This is a genomic window from cyanobacterium endosymbiont of Epithemia turgida isolate EtSB Lake Yunoko, from assembly GCF_000829235.1.
In the GTDB taxonomy this organism is placed as follows: Bacteria; Cyanobacteriota; Cyanobacteriia; order Cyanobacteriales; family Microcystaceae; genus Rippkaea.
Genome location: NZ_AP012549.1, coordinates 2,627,009 through 2,642,525 on the forward strand (window position 1 = coordinate 2,627,009; position 15,517 = coordinate 2,642,525).

Annotated in this window: 7 protein-coding genes and 1 pseudogene; 4 read left to right on the forward strand and 4 right to left on the reverse strand. The window is 34.7% G+C overall.

What is annotated here, in order from left to right:
* Positions 1–783 precede the first annotated feature (783 nt).
* Positions 784–2,079 (forward strand): adenylosuccinate lyase, encoded by a 1,296-nt coding sequence (gene purB / locus ETSB_RS08200; RefSeq protein WP_044107369.1) that lies wholly within the window; start codon positions 784–786, stop codon positions 2,077–2,079.
* A gap of 1,490 nt (positions 2,080–3,569) precedes the next feature.
* On the opposite strand, the gene accB is transcribed toward purB, so the two are convergent.
* The 3 genes from accB to ETSB_RS08215 form a co-directional block, all read right to left on the reverse strand.
* Positions 3,570–4,061, reverse strand: a complete 492-nt coding sequence (gene accB / locus ETSB_RS08205; protein ID WP_044107370.1) for an acetyl-CoA carboxylase biotin carboxyl carrier protein — start codon at positions 4,059–4,061, stop codon at positions 3,570–3,572.
* An 85-nt stretch (positions 4,062–4,146) separates the two neighbouring features.
* Complete coding sequence (gene efp / locus ETSB_RS08210; RefSeq protein WP_044107371.1) at positions 4,147–4,704, reverse strand: elongation factor P; 558 nt, start codon at positions 4,702–4,704, stop codon at positions 4,147–4,149.
* A gap of 74 nt (positions 4,705–4,778) precedes the next feature.
* On the reverse strand, positions 4,779–6,407 hold the full coding sequence (locus ETSB_RS08215; RefSeq protein ID WP_044107373.1) for a CTP synthase: 1,629 nt from the start codon (positions 6,405–6,407) through the stop codon (positions 4,779–4,781).
* Between the two features lie 2,522 nt (positions 6,408–8,929).
* Between ETSB_RS08215 and ccsB the strand changes: the two genes are divergently transcribed.
* The 3 genes and pseudogenes from ccsB to ETSB_RS09460 all read left to right on the forward strand — a co-directional run bounded on the left by ccsB (position 8,930) and on the right by ETSB_RS09460 (position 14,462).
* Complete coding sequence (gene ccsB / locus ETSB_RS08220; RefSeq protein WP_044107374.1) at positions 8,930–9,955, forward strand: c-type cytochrome biogenesis protein CcsB; 1,026 nt, start codon at positions 8,930–8,932, stop codon at positions 9,953–9,955.
* 1,611 nt (positions 9,956–11,566) lie between these two features.
* Positions 11,567–13,042 carry a leucyl aminopeptidase gene (locus tag ETSB_RS08225; protein WP_044107375.1) on the forward strand — a complete coding sequence of 492 codons (1,476 nt, stop codon included), beginning with the start codon at positions 11,567–11,569 and terminating at the stop codon, positions 13,040–13,042.
* A 201-nt stretch (positions 13,043–13,243) separates the two neighbouring features.
* Positions 13,244–14,462 (forward strand): annotated as a pseudogene (locus ETSB_RS09460) (hypothetical protein).
* 71 nt (positions 14,463–14,533) lie between these two features.
* On the opposite strand, the gene ETSB_RS08230 reads toward ETSB_RS09460, so the two are convergent.
* Positions 14,534–15,511: a vitamin K epoxide reductase family protein gene (locus tag ETSB_RS08230; RefSeq protein WP_044107377.1), complete on the reverse strand. Its 978-nt coding sequence runs from the start codon at positions 15,509–15,511 to the stop codon at positions 14,534–14,536.
* Positions 15,512–15,517 lie beyond the last annotated feature (6 nt).

Genomic DNA, 15,517 nt, shown 5'->3' on the forward strand with positions numbered 1-15,517 from the left:
ATGTATTAGTCACTGCCAAAATACATCATTTTTTTTCCTTTGAAAAAATTTAAAAATAGAGGTGAATAGATCACGTCGCACTCACAAGAAGAGCGATAAATCTCTTCTACTAAGCGATCAGTTACTGCAATGCAATCAAGATAAACTTTTTTGATAATCCTACAAATATTAGCTGAGCAACACATATTTTTGAAATAAAAAGATAACCATCCCAAGGTTGTAAGAGAATAGGAGGAATTAACTTTTCTAATAAATTATATTTTTGGAATGGGAGCTCGATAAAAGAACGTATACTATCCAGTAAAAATAATCCGGATTGCTGTATCCGGACATCAAGCCGCTAAAAATTAAAGCAGCATATTTCTTTAAGAAATCACACGCCGGAACCATCGGTTGTCTGATAACCTTTTATAATAAAATTTTGCAACTGATTGCACCTAAGGTAGTAACTTTGAGCTCAATTTAACTTGGCGTACTGTCCAAATTCTGATAGATTAATCACTCATATCTTAAAGTCTTTTTGTAATTGGTAATTGTCTAATATTTTTACGCCAGCGATTCGGTAGAAGCGCCAAATCCATAAAACAGAAGTATTGAATGGCCTTGCCATCGCCAATAATTTCCAGGAACTGAAGATATTGATATAACAGAAGCTAACTGCATAACCATATTACAAAATATTAATTGATGTTAACTTATTTATTTTGACTCGTATTGTCCTAAGTATCTTTCTCTTAACTAAAACAGAGTAGAATAAAAAGGTCGTACTCGGTAGAATATTAAGTGATTGAGCGTTACACTATTCCCGAAATGGGGGAACTATGGACAGATACTTATAAGCTAAAAACTTGGCTACAAGTAGAGATTGCTGTATGTGAAGCACAAGCAGAATTAGGTTATATTCCCCGAGATGCAGTAGAAGAGATAAAAACCAAGGCTAATTTTAATCTTCAACGGGTTCTAGAAATTGAGACCGAAGTCCGCCATGATGTTATTGCTTTTTTAACCAATGTTAATGAGTATGTAGGAGATGCGGGGCGATATATTCATCTAGGGTTAACCAGTTCCGATGTCCTTGATACAGCCTTAGCTCTTCAAATGGTTGCCAGTCTCGACTTGATTTTAGAACGTCTAGAAGATTTAGGACAAGTTCTTCGCTACCAAGCGCAAGAGCATCGTAATACTGTGATGGTAGGAAGATCACACAGTATTCATGCTGAACCTATTACTTTTGGTTTTAAATTGGCAGGATGGTTAGCCGAAGTCTTGCGGAACCGTGATCGTTTAGTAAACCTACGCACTAATATTTCGGTGGGAAAAATTTCGGGGGCAGTGGGAACCTATGCCAACATCGATCCGAGTGTAGAAGCCATTACCTGTCAGAAATTGGGACTTCAACCTGACACCGCTTCAACTCAGGTAGTCTCGCGTGATCGCCATGCTGAATTTACCCAACAATTGGCCTTGTTAGCTGCTTCTGTCGAACGGTTTGCGGTAGAAATTCGCAATCTTCAACGTACTGATGTCTTAGAAGTCGAAGAATTTTTTTATGAGGGACAGAAAGGCTCTTCTGCTATGCCCCACAAGCGCAACCCCATCCGTTCAGAACGCTTAACTGGGATCGCTCGTATTATTCGAGGATATACCGTTGCTGCTTTAGAAAACGTAGCTCTATGGCATGAAAGGGACATTTCCCATAGTTCGGTGGAACGGGTTATGTTGCCAGATGTCTGTATCTTAACCCATTTTATGTTGTTTGAAATTACTAATTTGGTGAAGAACTTATTAATTTATCCCGAAAATATGAAGCGCAATATGAATATTTATGGCGGAGTTATTTTTAGTCAACGGGTATTATTAACCTTGGTAGAAAAAGGTATGAGTCGGGAAAATGCTTACAAAACTGTTCAAAGATGTGCTCATCAAGCTTGGAATAAAATTGATGGCGACTTTCATGGATTAATTAAGCAAGATCTCCAAGTGACTCAATATTTATCTACTGAAGAAATTGATAGTTGCTTTGATCCTCAATATCATTTACAGAATTTAGATCGAGTCTATCAACGACTAGGAATTTAGGAATTATCTTTCCAGACTCAGAACTTATACCTTAATTAATATAAATCTTCAGAAGGTTCTTGATGTTGCTGTAATAAACTTTCTAATGCTACTCATTATTGAGACACGAGTTCGACAGTGATCCAGACTCCTGTTGTTTTTGACCAACAGGAGATACAGAAAACTTACTTTCTGTTCCTAAATTGAGAAAAGGATTTTATCATTAACTATTTTCATTAAAAAATACTTACAAAGTTAAATTGTATTAATTAGATTAAGTTAAATTATAGTTGTGATAAATTTTTAACTCCTAAGTCTCTTGACTTGACATCTAATTAGTTGATCCTATAGTAGAATCCCCTCATTACCAGTCAATGTTTAACAAGTAAATCATTTTGTATTTAAGGAAATAGAGTTATGCTTATAGGCTTGATAATAATTTTAGAAGTTATTCCTCACTAATATACCAGACTTAGTATAGAAGAGCTCATTTATATCGCTTTAATTGATATTTGATTAGAGTAACTTCTTTAATAAAGATTTTTTAACTGCCTTAGCTAAATCATATTTATCTTCAAACATTCTTCTGAAAATCTTATGAACTTTTATTTTATGCTATCCTCATTTGATTATATTTAGTTCTGGACTAGAAGTTGTCATAAAACATAGATATTTTTTCCCTTCCATTGTTTAAATTTTACTTTAACTAAAACCCTTATAGGCATTGAGTTATGAGTTATGTTTAAACAACAATTTAAGTATCTATTTTTTCGTATCTACTATATTTTAAAAGCCTAATCTGCCTCTCAATTTATTTTTGTTTCTTGATAGACGAATTCTTATATTGACTCTTTTCTCTTTATCAGTCTTTTTTTTTAGAATTTTACGTATGAGAGTTGATTTAACTTTTACCTCTTGTTTAAAAATTTCAAATATTTCACAACTATTAAAAGCAAGCTTTCTTCTTCTTTTTTGAGAGCCATTTAAAGTATTTTATACTTTTTATATCAAAGTTGTTTTACTCATTAAATAATCAATTATAAAGTTATTCTTATAATTAAATTATATGATAGTTTCACTCAATCTACAATTCCTCTAACTTTCTATTATCTTGGATTTAAACATAATATTTCTACTCTGATTCTCGTTCTTAAAAAAAATTAAAGTTGCAAGTTAACTTTGATAATTATTTATTTTCTAATAAATAGAAAAGTAATTATAAAAATGTTTAACACCATTCATGAAAAACTTAACATAAATGGCGATTATACAAACCTTGCCAATAATTAATTTATCGTTAATAACATTAAAGTAGTAAAAGTAAAGAACATTTTTTTAGGGTTTTAAAAATCATCATAATAAATTAAATATTAAAAAATAAATGCTTACCATTTTCTGAAGAATAGAGCTCATTAGGCTTGGGACGAGTCATTACGACTGATATTTATATCAATCAATATCAGCTTATGTCATTATTGTTCTAACAGTCAGGTTTCTAATCCTTTTAAAAATTAGCTAGGATTAATCCACATTAAAGTTTGTCCATATTCTACCGGTTCCCCATTAGCGATCAAAATTTCCATGATCTCTCCGGCTACTTCTGCGTCAATGTCATTCATCAACTTCATCGCTTCAACAATACAAACCGTTTGGCCGTTACTAATACAATCACCTACCTCGACAAAAGGAGACTCATTAGGGGTAGAAGCTCGGTAAAATGTCCCTACCATCGGAGAAGTAATCTCTACCCACTTTTTCTCAATAGGAGAAGATACAGAGGGTTTAAGAGGTTCAGATGAGGGGGGTATAGTAGAAGTTTCCGCCGTCACGAGAGAAGAGTGAACAGTAGCAGGAGGAGATAACACAGTTGACGAAACCGGAATGTTGCTGTTTCCTCGACGTACTGTCAGTTCAAACGTTTCAGTTTTTAGAATAACTTCTGCAATATCTGTTTGAGCGATCGCTCCTAACAGTTCTTTAAGTTCATTGAAGTTGATCGACACAAATCATCCATCCCATAAAGTTAATAGAAGGGCAGTTATCCAAAATAATGACAACCGACACAGAGTAAATTCCAATATTTTAAAGTTATGTCCGTCCTAAATAAGAGCCGTCGCGGGTATCTACTTTAATTTTTTCACCAATAGAAATAAACAGAGGAACCATAACTTGCGCTCCTGTTTCAATAATAGCTGGTTTTGTACCACCGGTTGCCGTATCTCCTTTAACCCCTGGATCGGTGTCAATTACTTCTAACATCACCGATGCTGGAAGTTGAACTTCCAACACCTGATCATTCCAAAAAAGTATATCAGCCTCCATTTCTTCTTTGATGTAATTGACTGCTGTTCCCATCTGTTCTGGAGTTAAGCGCACTTCCTCAAAGGTTTGCATATCCATAAAGATGTATTGTCCACCATCTTTATAGGTATGTTGCATGGTGTGTTTTTCCAAGTTGGCTGAGGGGACGGTTTCCCCCGCACGAAAAGTACGTTCCACAACGCTTCCGGTTTGTGCATTTTTTAATTTAGTTCGCACAAACGCCGACCCCTTACCAGGTTTAACGTGTAGAAATTCTATAACACGCCATACTGTCCCATCTAATTGGATAGTGGTACCCGTCCGAAAATCATTACTAGAAATCATGAAATGCTTTGAGAGCCTAGAAATGTCAAGATTAATTGTACAAGAAATTGGGATTAGGAACTAGAGATTAAGGGTTAATCTCCATTAATGGAGGTTAAATAGACGGAGTGATAGTCAACCGCGGCCCTGACAAAGCCTAAAAATAACGGATGAGCATTGTTAGGACGAGACCTGAATTCGGGATGGAATTGAGTCGCAATAAAAAAGGGATGTCCGGTTAATTCAACAATTTCTACCAATCGGCCATCGGGGGAAGTGCCACTAATGAGATAATCTGTTTTTAGTAAAAGACTCCGAAAAGCATTATTAAATTCATAACGATGACGATGACGTTCATAAATTACCTCCTGCTGATAAAGGGCGATCGCTAAAGTATCCGGGGTTAAACGACAGGGATATAGTCCAAGACGCATAGTTCCCCCTAAATCCACCACATCGTGCTGTTCTGGCAAAAGGTTAATTACTGGGTTGGGTGTTTCTGAATCAAATTCGACACTATTAGCCCTTTCTAGGTGGGCTATATTCCTTGCCCATTCAATCACCGCACACTGCATTCCTAAACATAACCCTAAGAAGGGAATCTTCTGTTTACGGGCATATTCGATGGCTTTAACTTTACCATCTACTCCCCGAATGCCAAAACCCCCAGGAACAATAATGCCGCTAACATCGTTTAATAATTTCTCTGGACCCTGTTCTTCAATATCTTCAGCATTAATCCATCGCAGTTTGACTTCACTTTCAATAGCAATACCACTATGGTCTAATGCTTCTACCACAGACAGATAGGCATCGCTCAACTGGATGTATTTCCCTACTAAGGCTACTTCGATTTGTCGAGTAGGAGACTGCATTCGGTCTATCAAGGTTTGCCACTGACTTAAATCGGGTTTACGGGGTTCGAGGTTTAAGAGTTTTAGAGTTTGCTGGGCGAGTCCTTCTCGTTCTACAATCAGGGGAACTTCATAAATACTGCTGGTATCTTGGTCAGTAATGACTGATTCTACGGGAACATCACAGAATTCTGAGATTTTTTCTTTTATTCCCTCTTTTAAAGGGCGATCACAGCGACAGACAAGTACATCAGGCTGAATGCCAATCGACCGTAATTCTTTAACAGAGTGTTGTGTAGGTTTAGTTTTCATTTCCCTAGCGGCCGGAATCCAAGGAATTAGGGTAACGTGCATATAAACAACGTTAGTGCGTCCCACATCTTTACGAAACTGGCGAATAGCTTCTAGAAAAGGTAAAGATTCGATATCACCAACGGTTCCCCCAATTTCAGTGATTACCACATCAGGATTAGTGTTTTTGGCCACCCGATGAATTCTTTCTTTTATTTCGTTGGTAATATGAGGAATTACTTGAACTGTTCCTCCCATATAATTCCCCCGTCTTTCTTTGTTGATCACCGCTTGGTAAATTGAGCCTGTTGTGACACTATTAAGACGGGACATAAAAGTGTCAGTAAAGCGTTCATAATGTCCTAGGTCTAAGTCTGTTTCCGCCCCATCTTCTGTTACAAAGACTTCTCCATGTTGAAAAGGACTCATAGTTCCCGGGTCAACGTTAATATAGGGATCGAGTTTTAGGATCGATACGGAATAATCTCGTGATTTTAGAAGACGACCTAAACTAGCTGCTACAATTCCTTTTCCAATACTGGAGACTACTCCTCCAGTGACAAAGACAAATTTAGTCATAAAAACTTACATAACTATGGCAAACGTCACTATACTCACCGGCTATTTTAACCTGTTGTCTGGGGTTGAGAAACTAGGATACCCATTTCTAGTTAATAAAACTCACAGATACTGTGTGAGTTTTATCTCTGATTTTTCTAAAAACTCAGACAATAATCCTATTGTTTAAAATAAAAAACCTTTGATTGTTTTCAGTATTTGTATAAATAGCCCAACTTAAAAATCATCAAAAAAAAGTCAACGTACTTACAAATGAATTGACATCCTCTATGGTGGTTAGTTTCAATAATCTTGAATCACATTAAGAATGGTGAAGACTTAAGTAAGTACCCTGAATTAGGTTAAAAATCAATATAAGAAAAGTGGCTATCATGTGTTAACTTCAAGAAGTCTTAGAGCCAAGTCGATTATATTAACCTTGTTGAAGAATTTTTTAAATCATTAAATTACGTCAATTATATTTGAATATTATAAATTTTATAAATACTTATTTAAGTGTAGCTAATCTACAAGAAAAAATTTTATAAAATTTTTTAAACCTAGAAAATATTTGTTAAAAACAAGCAGAAAATCAATATATAAAACCATTATTTAGATGAGAATTTATGGAACTGAATCTACTTTCAAGAATCAAATCTCAAAGGTACTTACTTAAATAAAGCTAATCTAGCTAAAAAAAGTAAAAAATCTATTATCGTAGCATAATTGACTTGAACTGGTCATTTTATTAGATTCAAGTGGTAATGATAAAAGTTTTTTAAAAAAATAAATTAATTAAATCTTTTAAAGAAGTTACTCATATTTTTTTTACTGAAGTAGAAGTAACTAGTATTGAGCATTCATCAAGATTTTGGTTTATGTCAGTAATATAAGTAACATAAGTAATATAAGTAATTATTTTTTAGATAAAAATATAATATTTATGATTTAGTTGGGAGGTTTATTAATTTTCTCATTAAGATTATTAACTTATAAAGTAAGTCTAAATCATCTTGTTTTATAGAATTTTAGAAAATGGGCATAAAGATAATTTATTGGGATTCAAACTCGTCCTCAAAACATGATGAAATTGTTATTCTTTTTTTTTCAGCTGCTTAGTAAAAATAATAGTCTTTCCGAGGAATTTGACAGGCTTCTTTCACCATTTGTCAATAAAAAAGAGTCTCATAGGTAGAATATTATAAGACGATCACCCTAGGAGAAAAACAAGAACTATTTTATCGGGTAACCTATAAGGAGAGCAACACGATCATGACCAGCAGTGTTGGCGACTTAAATTAACAACATCCACTCCCCACTGCTCAAAAACTGTCCTTAAAAAAATGGTGTCGATGTTAACGTCTCCGTATTTAGCATCTAAAATAATGAGGATATTTTAGGGAACATTGGCGATAACTTTAACTAATGATCATAAACCTGATGCCTCTAATCTTGCATGAAATCCGAGATTCAGTTTATGATTACATGCCAACCTAGAGCTTTTAAAGATAGTTGATCTAAGTCAATTTCCCTAATTGTTCAATAAATACCTTACTAGTAAATCAATATTTTTAGAATCAAATGTAATTTCTAAGTCCAGTTTAAGTATCACACTCAATGAATTTGAATATTAAGTAATTACTTAGTTCAATCTTTAAAAAATCTCATGATTAGCTTGAACTATAGAGAGTAATAAATAACTGTAAATAATTTTAATAAAACTCAATTACTTTTACCGCTTAATTTACATTTTTCTACCAAACATTAATCATATTTAATTTTACTTATATTATTTGTTGTGTTTTATATTACATGTCTATAGCTAAAGAAAAAACTTTAAATCATCAACTATTAGAAAGTAGATTATAATTAAAAGTGCTACGCTATCGATTTAATTCCTATATTAAGTTAGTGGCACAATAAAAACTAACACTTAATTTTAATTAGTTTTTACTCTCATATAAAATAAATATATTTATTTTATATTTTTAAATAAAATTTTATATCTACAATAAAGACTATAATGATGGTTATTTTTTTAAAAAAAAGAATATTAAATCTTTAATAGACTTATCACAGTTCGTCCCCATTGATTGAATTTAACTTTCTTAAAGGGTATATTATATAGCTGTCTATATTTACATCCTCCTTCCCATTTTATCGTTAATAACCTATTTCGAAAATCTTTACTTTTGAAATGAAAATTTATAGATAGTGTCTCTTACGGTGGAGTAAGCTATAATACGTGGGTTCGAGCTTAGGAGTTAGGCATTATTATTTGTTCAACGATAGAATCAAGTTGTTGGACTATGATGCTTGTTGGAAGTTTTTCATAGATTTCCTCTAGTTGGACTCAGCTTATTAAGCAATTTGTCATCTTCTAATGGTATAGAAAATTACACCCTCAATGTTTTATAACAGCCTAGGCTAGATATACCAGTTTAAAATGAAAAGTAACATCTTCCTCACTAGTTGCGCAGGCGTACAGTATGGGTTTCTTAGTTTTCACTATTTGGCATTCCTATTAAGCAAATCTTACAGATATGGACTTAATTACCCTACAAAATTTCCTTGACAATACTTCATTTTTAATATTGTTCTTCACTATGCTTATTTATTGGACAGGGGCAGCGTTTCAAGAGGTTTCTGTTTTACCTACTTTGGGAACAACAGGGATAGCAATGGCTAATCTGTCAATAGCTGCATTATTAGCAGCCCGTTGGATCGAAGGAGGTTATTTTCCGTTAAGCAACCTCTATGAATCTTTATTTTTCCTTGCTTGGGGTATAACAATTGTTCATCTGATGGCTGAAAAAATGAGTCGTAGTGGGTTAGTCGGGGTAGTAACAAGCCCTGTAACGATGTCCATTACTGCTTTTGCTACGTTATCTTTACCAGCAGATATGCAGACTTCAGCTCCTTTAGTTCCTGCCCTTAAGTCTAACTGGTTAATGATGCATGTTAGCGTTATGATGCTCAGTTATGCTACTTTAATGGTCGGTTCAGTGCTGGCAATCACCTTTTTGATAGTCACCTGTGGACAAAATATAGAATTACGAGGAAGTTCAGTCGGGACAGGGAGTTATCGCCATAAGCTAAATCGTCTACAACTTTCTAAAATCGATAATAATGGAAAAGTTTCTGTGACGACAATGGCTGACCAAAATGGTAGTGGAAAAACAGCAATTAAGAATTGCGTCGGCTCTCGAACTTTAGCGGCTGATTTACATCTTCTATCCCTCCAAAAGTTAAGTCTAGCTGATGTCCTAGATAATATTAGTTATCGTATCATTGGATTAGGTTTCCCTTTGCTTACTATTGGTATTATTGCGGGGGCAGTTTGGGCTAATGAGGTTTGGGGATCATATTGGAGTTGGGACCCTAAAGAAACTTGGGCGTTGATTACCTGGTTAGTGTTTGCTGCTTATCTCCATTCCCGCATTACTCGCGGTTGGCAAGGGCGCAAGCCCGCTATTCTAGCAGCTAGTGGTTTTATTGCAGTCTGGGTTTGCTATTTAGGAGTTAATTTATTAGGCAAGGGTTTACATTCCTATGGTTGGTTCTTTTGATAAATAATAAGAGTGAATTCTCATGCAGTTAATTATCTTAATTGTATGATTCAGTTATTCATTTCAATCTTTTTAAATAAGCTGGGATCGAGCGATTACGACTACCGGTAACCATAATTTATTTAATTTTAGTCGTAAATAAGACCTCTGTTGACTACTTAAGTATTTAATGCTATGATTGTTATCGATTTAGGTCTGGGTTTTGAGGCTCCTTTTCGGCCATTTTTTTCCAAATTTTTCTTGTTTTTCTCCACTTTTAGTTATCCTTACGTAATCTTTGTAGAAATAACTTCTGATACTTAAGAGTTAAGTTCTGGAATATGGTTGGTCTTTTTGACTTCAACTTCAATAGGTTTAGTCAGCTTAGTTGTTCCCAGAATAATCTAACTTTAGGGACAACTAACTTTTGTTGCAACCAAATCTTTTTAAAAAATGTTTATAAATATCTCAAAAAAAACAATTGAACTTGACTAGATTAACAAACTTAATTTTAGTGAGACTAAGACTCTTTTTTACTGAACTACATCGAAATATAATTTATAAAAAAATAGTTAATCACTTATAACGTGTCGCACAATATTTATCAATTAAATGCAGATGATAAGGTTATAGGTGCTTTCCTTACAATAAAGTTACAATTTAATTCGCCAATTCTCAAAACTTCTTAAATCGAAAACTTAATGAGATACTGTAGGACTTCATCATAAATTATGAATAAATTGAAAAAAGACTAAAATAAACCCACTAATGAATCTAATATAACGGAGGTTACAATGCAAAGTCAGTCATATAATTTCTAATAAAGAAAAAAAGCTCAATAGCCAAACTAATCAAAATATTATTTCTTGAATAAAAATAAAAAAATACACACTCTAAGATTCAGATGTGCATAAACTAGCACTTCTAAGATTCAAGTTCTAAGAAACAATTTAAAAATATCACCCACTTAGGTTCTAGCTGACGCAATGTAATAAGCTTGATTTCTGATGTCATGGGTAAATTAGATATCTAGATAATCAGTAAGTTGAAGTTTAAGCAGATATAATATTTTGTTTTACTAAAATAATAAAAACTGAACCAAAGTTAGTAACAGTATTTTTTAAAAATCTAAAAAATTAATCAAGTTATTGAGTATTACTGCATTATTCTCTAATAATTAGGTGCAATTGATAAACTCATAAAAAAATAAGATATTTTCAACTTATTTAATTAAGTTATATTTAATGAGAACTAAAGATAAAATTAGTAATTTGTATTAAATCTAACAAAAATTAAGTATTGAATTTAATAGTGACTTTACTTAATAGCATTAAAAATAAAAATTAGTACCCTTATTAGTCTTAGTATATTAAGTAAGATATTTGGTGATTATTGATATTGAGTTATTTTAAATACATAACTATTGTTTTACTCATTTCAAACAATACATATTTGTTATACTTTATAAGTACTTAACTGCTATAGATATAAAAATCATTAATGAATCACTAATGATACAGATTAAACCGGTTCAACTTATTATAGAGAATAATACCCGAAAATTAGGTTAAAATTTTAAACGGGACGTTACAACAATATACACCTACACAAAATATTTTTAGAGAGGAGCGTATGGATATTCGTGGGACAGAAACACCACTATTGAATTGGACTGGAGATGCCTTAGCTTTGGGTTTCTTTGAAGATTCTATGGAATTAACAGAGACTTTACAGAAATTAGATGAGAAGTTAAACAGAAATTTACGAGAATTAATTACAGAAACAGAATTCGAAGGAAAATCTAGTAATAATGTAGTGACTCGCATTGGTAGTGGTAGTCCTGTTCAAAAGATAATCTTAGTGGGATTGGGAAAAACAGAAGATTTGACCTTAGATACCGTTAGATTGGGAGCTGCAACCATTGCCCGTCTTGCTAAACAAGCTAAAGTTAAAACTCTGGGTATTAACCTCCCGGTGGTTAATGATGATGCAGCAAGTACAGTTAGTGCGATTACGCAAGGAGTCATATTACCCCTGCATCAAGATAACCGTTTTAAGTCCGAACCAGATAAAAATGAACTAAAACTCGAAAAAGTAGAGATTTTAGGCTGTGGAGAACATAGAGAAGCCATAAATAAAGCACAGACTCTTTGTTCTGGGGTTATCCTAGCACGGGAATTAGTGGCTGCCCCCGCTAACAGTGTCACCCCTGTTACTTTTGCTGAAATTGCCCAAACTATTGCTCAAGACCACGGACTTGATATTGAAATTCTAGAGCGCAAAGAGTGTCAAAATTTAGGGATGGGGGCCTTTTTAGGGGTGGCCCAAGCTTCTGATTTGCCTCCGAAATTCATTCACATAACCTATAAACCGTCCGAGACTCCTCAGAAAAAACTAGCTATTGTCGGTAAGAGCTTAACCTTTGATTCTGGAGGACTTAACCTCAAAGGATCACAGAGTGGTATTGAAACCATGAAAATGGACATGGGGGGTGGGGCAGCCACCCTAGGAGCGGCCAAAGTAATTGGTCAATTAAAACCTGATGTGGAAGTTCATTTTATCTGTGCGGTAACCGAAAATATGATTAGTGGTCGCGCTATGCACCCTGGAGATATCCTAACCGCTTCTAATGGAAAAACCATAGAGGTGAATAATACTGATGCAGAAGGACGATTAACTCTGGCAGATGCTTTGGTATTTGCTGAAAAATTAGGTGTGGATGCGATTGTTGATTTAGCAACCTTGACAGGGGCTTGTGTTGTAGCATTAGGGGATAATATTTCGGGGCTATGGAGTACTGATGAAACCTTAGCTACTCAAATAAAGAAAGCTGGAGCCATGGCAGGGGAAAAAGTATGGGAAATGCCCCTAGAAGAAAAGTATTTTGAGGGTTTGAAATCTCCCATTGCAGACATCAAGAATACAGGACCTCGTGCTGGTGGAGCAATCACTGCAGCCTTATTCCTCAAACAGTTTATTAAGGAAACCCCTTGGGCACATCTTGATATAGCAGGACCTGTTTGGCTAGATAAAGAAGATGGAGTCAATAATTCTGGGGCAACTGGGTTTCCAGTCCAAACTCTAGTTCATTGGGTCTTAAATCAGTAGAAAATCAGCAAAATAAACTATAAAGTTTCGCTGCAGGGATTTTATAGTTTATTAGAAAATCTTTAAAGGAGTTTGTTACTAAATAAACTTCTTTAAAGACTTATTATTATTAATCTTGAAGGCGGCGGATACCAACCAATTGATAGCCTTTATAAAGGAAAAGCAATCATTGAGAATGGAGCAATTTATGATTAGTCCCAACTGTTACCAGCATTACAGCAAAAATATCAGTTTTTAACTAAACGTGATACGGAAGCAAATAACTGCAATAAAAGAAATTAATAGAATGTTTGCCTTTGCCATCGTTGATAAAAATCTATTCATGGCTGCCTGTGATCCGATTGTAATCAAACCCCTCATTATAGTATAAAAGACGGTAATTTTGGGTTTGCTTCTGAATTCAAAGCCATCACTAAATTTTGTGAGAAAGTGGAATAATTTCCTCCAGGTTCCTTTTTCTCCTCAGAAACCGGATTTTCTAGTTATTATATATTACCGGATATTCTGCCTGAAATCGACGCCAAGCTAGATGATCTCATCAAAGAAATACAAAAAACCGTAACAGCTTCAGAAGGACTTGGTGATCTCAAAATAACTGAAGCTCCTTGCGATCTATATTTTTCATCCTACGGCTCATTGTCTCACTGATCCCGAAAGGATTTAGTTAATTTATTATAAGATATTTGTCATCCTGGTAGACAGGGTAGTTTAGTTGTAATGGACTTAATTTGGAGATATTCGATAGAATGTCCTGATTTTTGGGATGCTCAGTCGAAAGCGGAGAAATTACATGAGTATAATATGAATTATCTTTAGTCTGAACCATTCCGTCAAACCATAGATATTGAATCATTCCCGATTTGTTTTGGGATAGGAGAAGAGATCAGAGAGTTAACCCAAAAAATAAACGCTGACACAGGAATTAACCTTGAAGTAGTAAAACTAGTAGATCGCTCTATTTTAGTAGGTCGTCATACCGATACTCGGGCATTTAATCCTAAACTTAACCCAAGTCGTCGGTTAATTAATTCTCTTCATGAAGATTATTTACGAACCAACTTGGAAGAATTGATAGTTACTTAAATGTAACTGTTTTCCCCGATCATCAGTCTATCACTCCTTTGTCATATGAACTTATCAACTCTTGGAATATTTTAATTAAGTTTACTCGGCATCGTTTGTCTCATAATTGTTCTCTTCCTGAACTTCATGGATGGATTTCCCAAACTTTTGCAATTTGCCTTAATGACTATGGACCGGGTTATCTCAAACGTGGTTTGGGTGTGGTATTGTGATCCTCGAATATTATTGAACCCCAATTAGGGTATAGTGTACGCTCTTAGAACTTACTTTAGAATATGAAATGCAACGAGGATGGGGTTCTGGTCATGGTTTGATTACGGTCCTTATAATTGGGTAATAGTTCATAGATAAAAGTAGAGTTTAATGAATTATATTAAGCCCTACTTCAAATGGTTTATTCTTTATAAATTAGTGGACAGGCATTGTATATTTGAAGTCCATTGATCCTTCATATCCAGAAACTTCAGCTAACTTTTTAGGAAGTTGGGTTCCTCGAAAAACTTGTCCTTTGATCTCCCAGGTAGGATAGGACTTAATACCAGCTGTAACGCAAGCCTGTGGGTCAGAATTTTTCCCATTAGGAGAACATTCTATGTAATCAATTTCTTTAAAGGCTTCTTTGCCAAATAATTGCTTTTGTTCAAAACAGTGGGGACACCAAAACGTCCCATATTCTTTCGCGCCGATTGCCGTGAGATGTTTGGCCAAGGCAATTTCCGCTCCCCCTGATGTGGTGGTAATATTCCACCCATTGGGGGGTTGGGGTTGAGTATTCGGCACTGGGATGGGGGTACGACTGTCGGCGGTAGGTCCATTGACACCAGCATAGACTCCCAGAGTTCCTACAAGGGTGATCATAGCTACTATTATAGGAATAAAAAAAATCTGACCAGTTTCTTCCCATTCTCGCCCTATAATAGTGAATCCCATCAAAAATAAAGAAAATATTGCTGAGCTAATGCAGTAATAACATAGAGTTTGCAGTTTTGTCGCTAGAATATACATTAAATAGCCACTAAAGATAGCCATCGAAGTTCCCCCAGCCAACAGAAGTAACCAGGTCCAATCTTCAAACTGTTTTCTAAGACGTTTATTATTATCAAGTTTGACAAATAGAGGTCCTAAAGAAAAGGTTACCATACTAATATACGCTAGAAATCCCAATAAACTGAGAGGTAAACCAAAGACTGTAGCATAAGGACTATCCAGTACACTTTTACAACCTGTTGCTCCAGTTTTAGCAGCTTCTACCCCACAGGAAACCTCTCCTCCCATCAATTTAGTAATAGTTAAATAGGCAGTCAAAATAGCCCCAGCAACAGCGATCACTCCAATAATAGGACGTGACCAGCGATATATCCAAGGTATAGAACGTCGGCGACTCATAGTTAA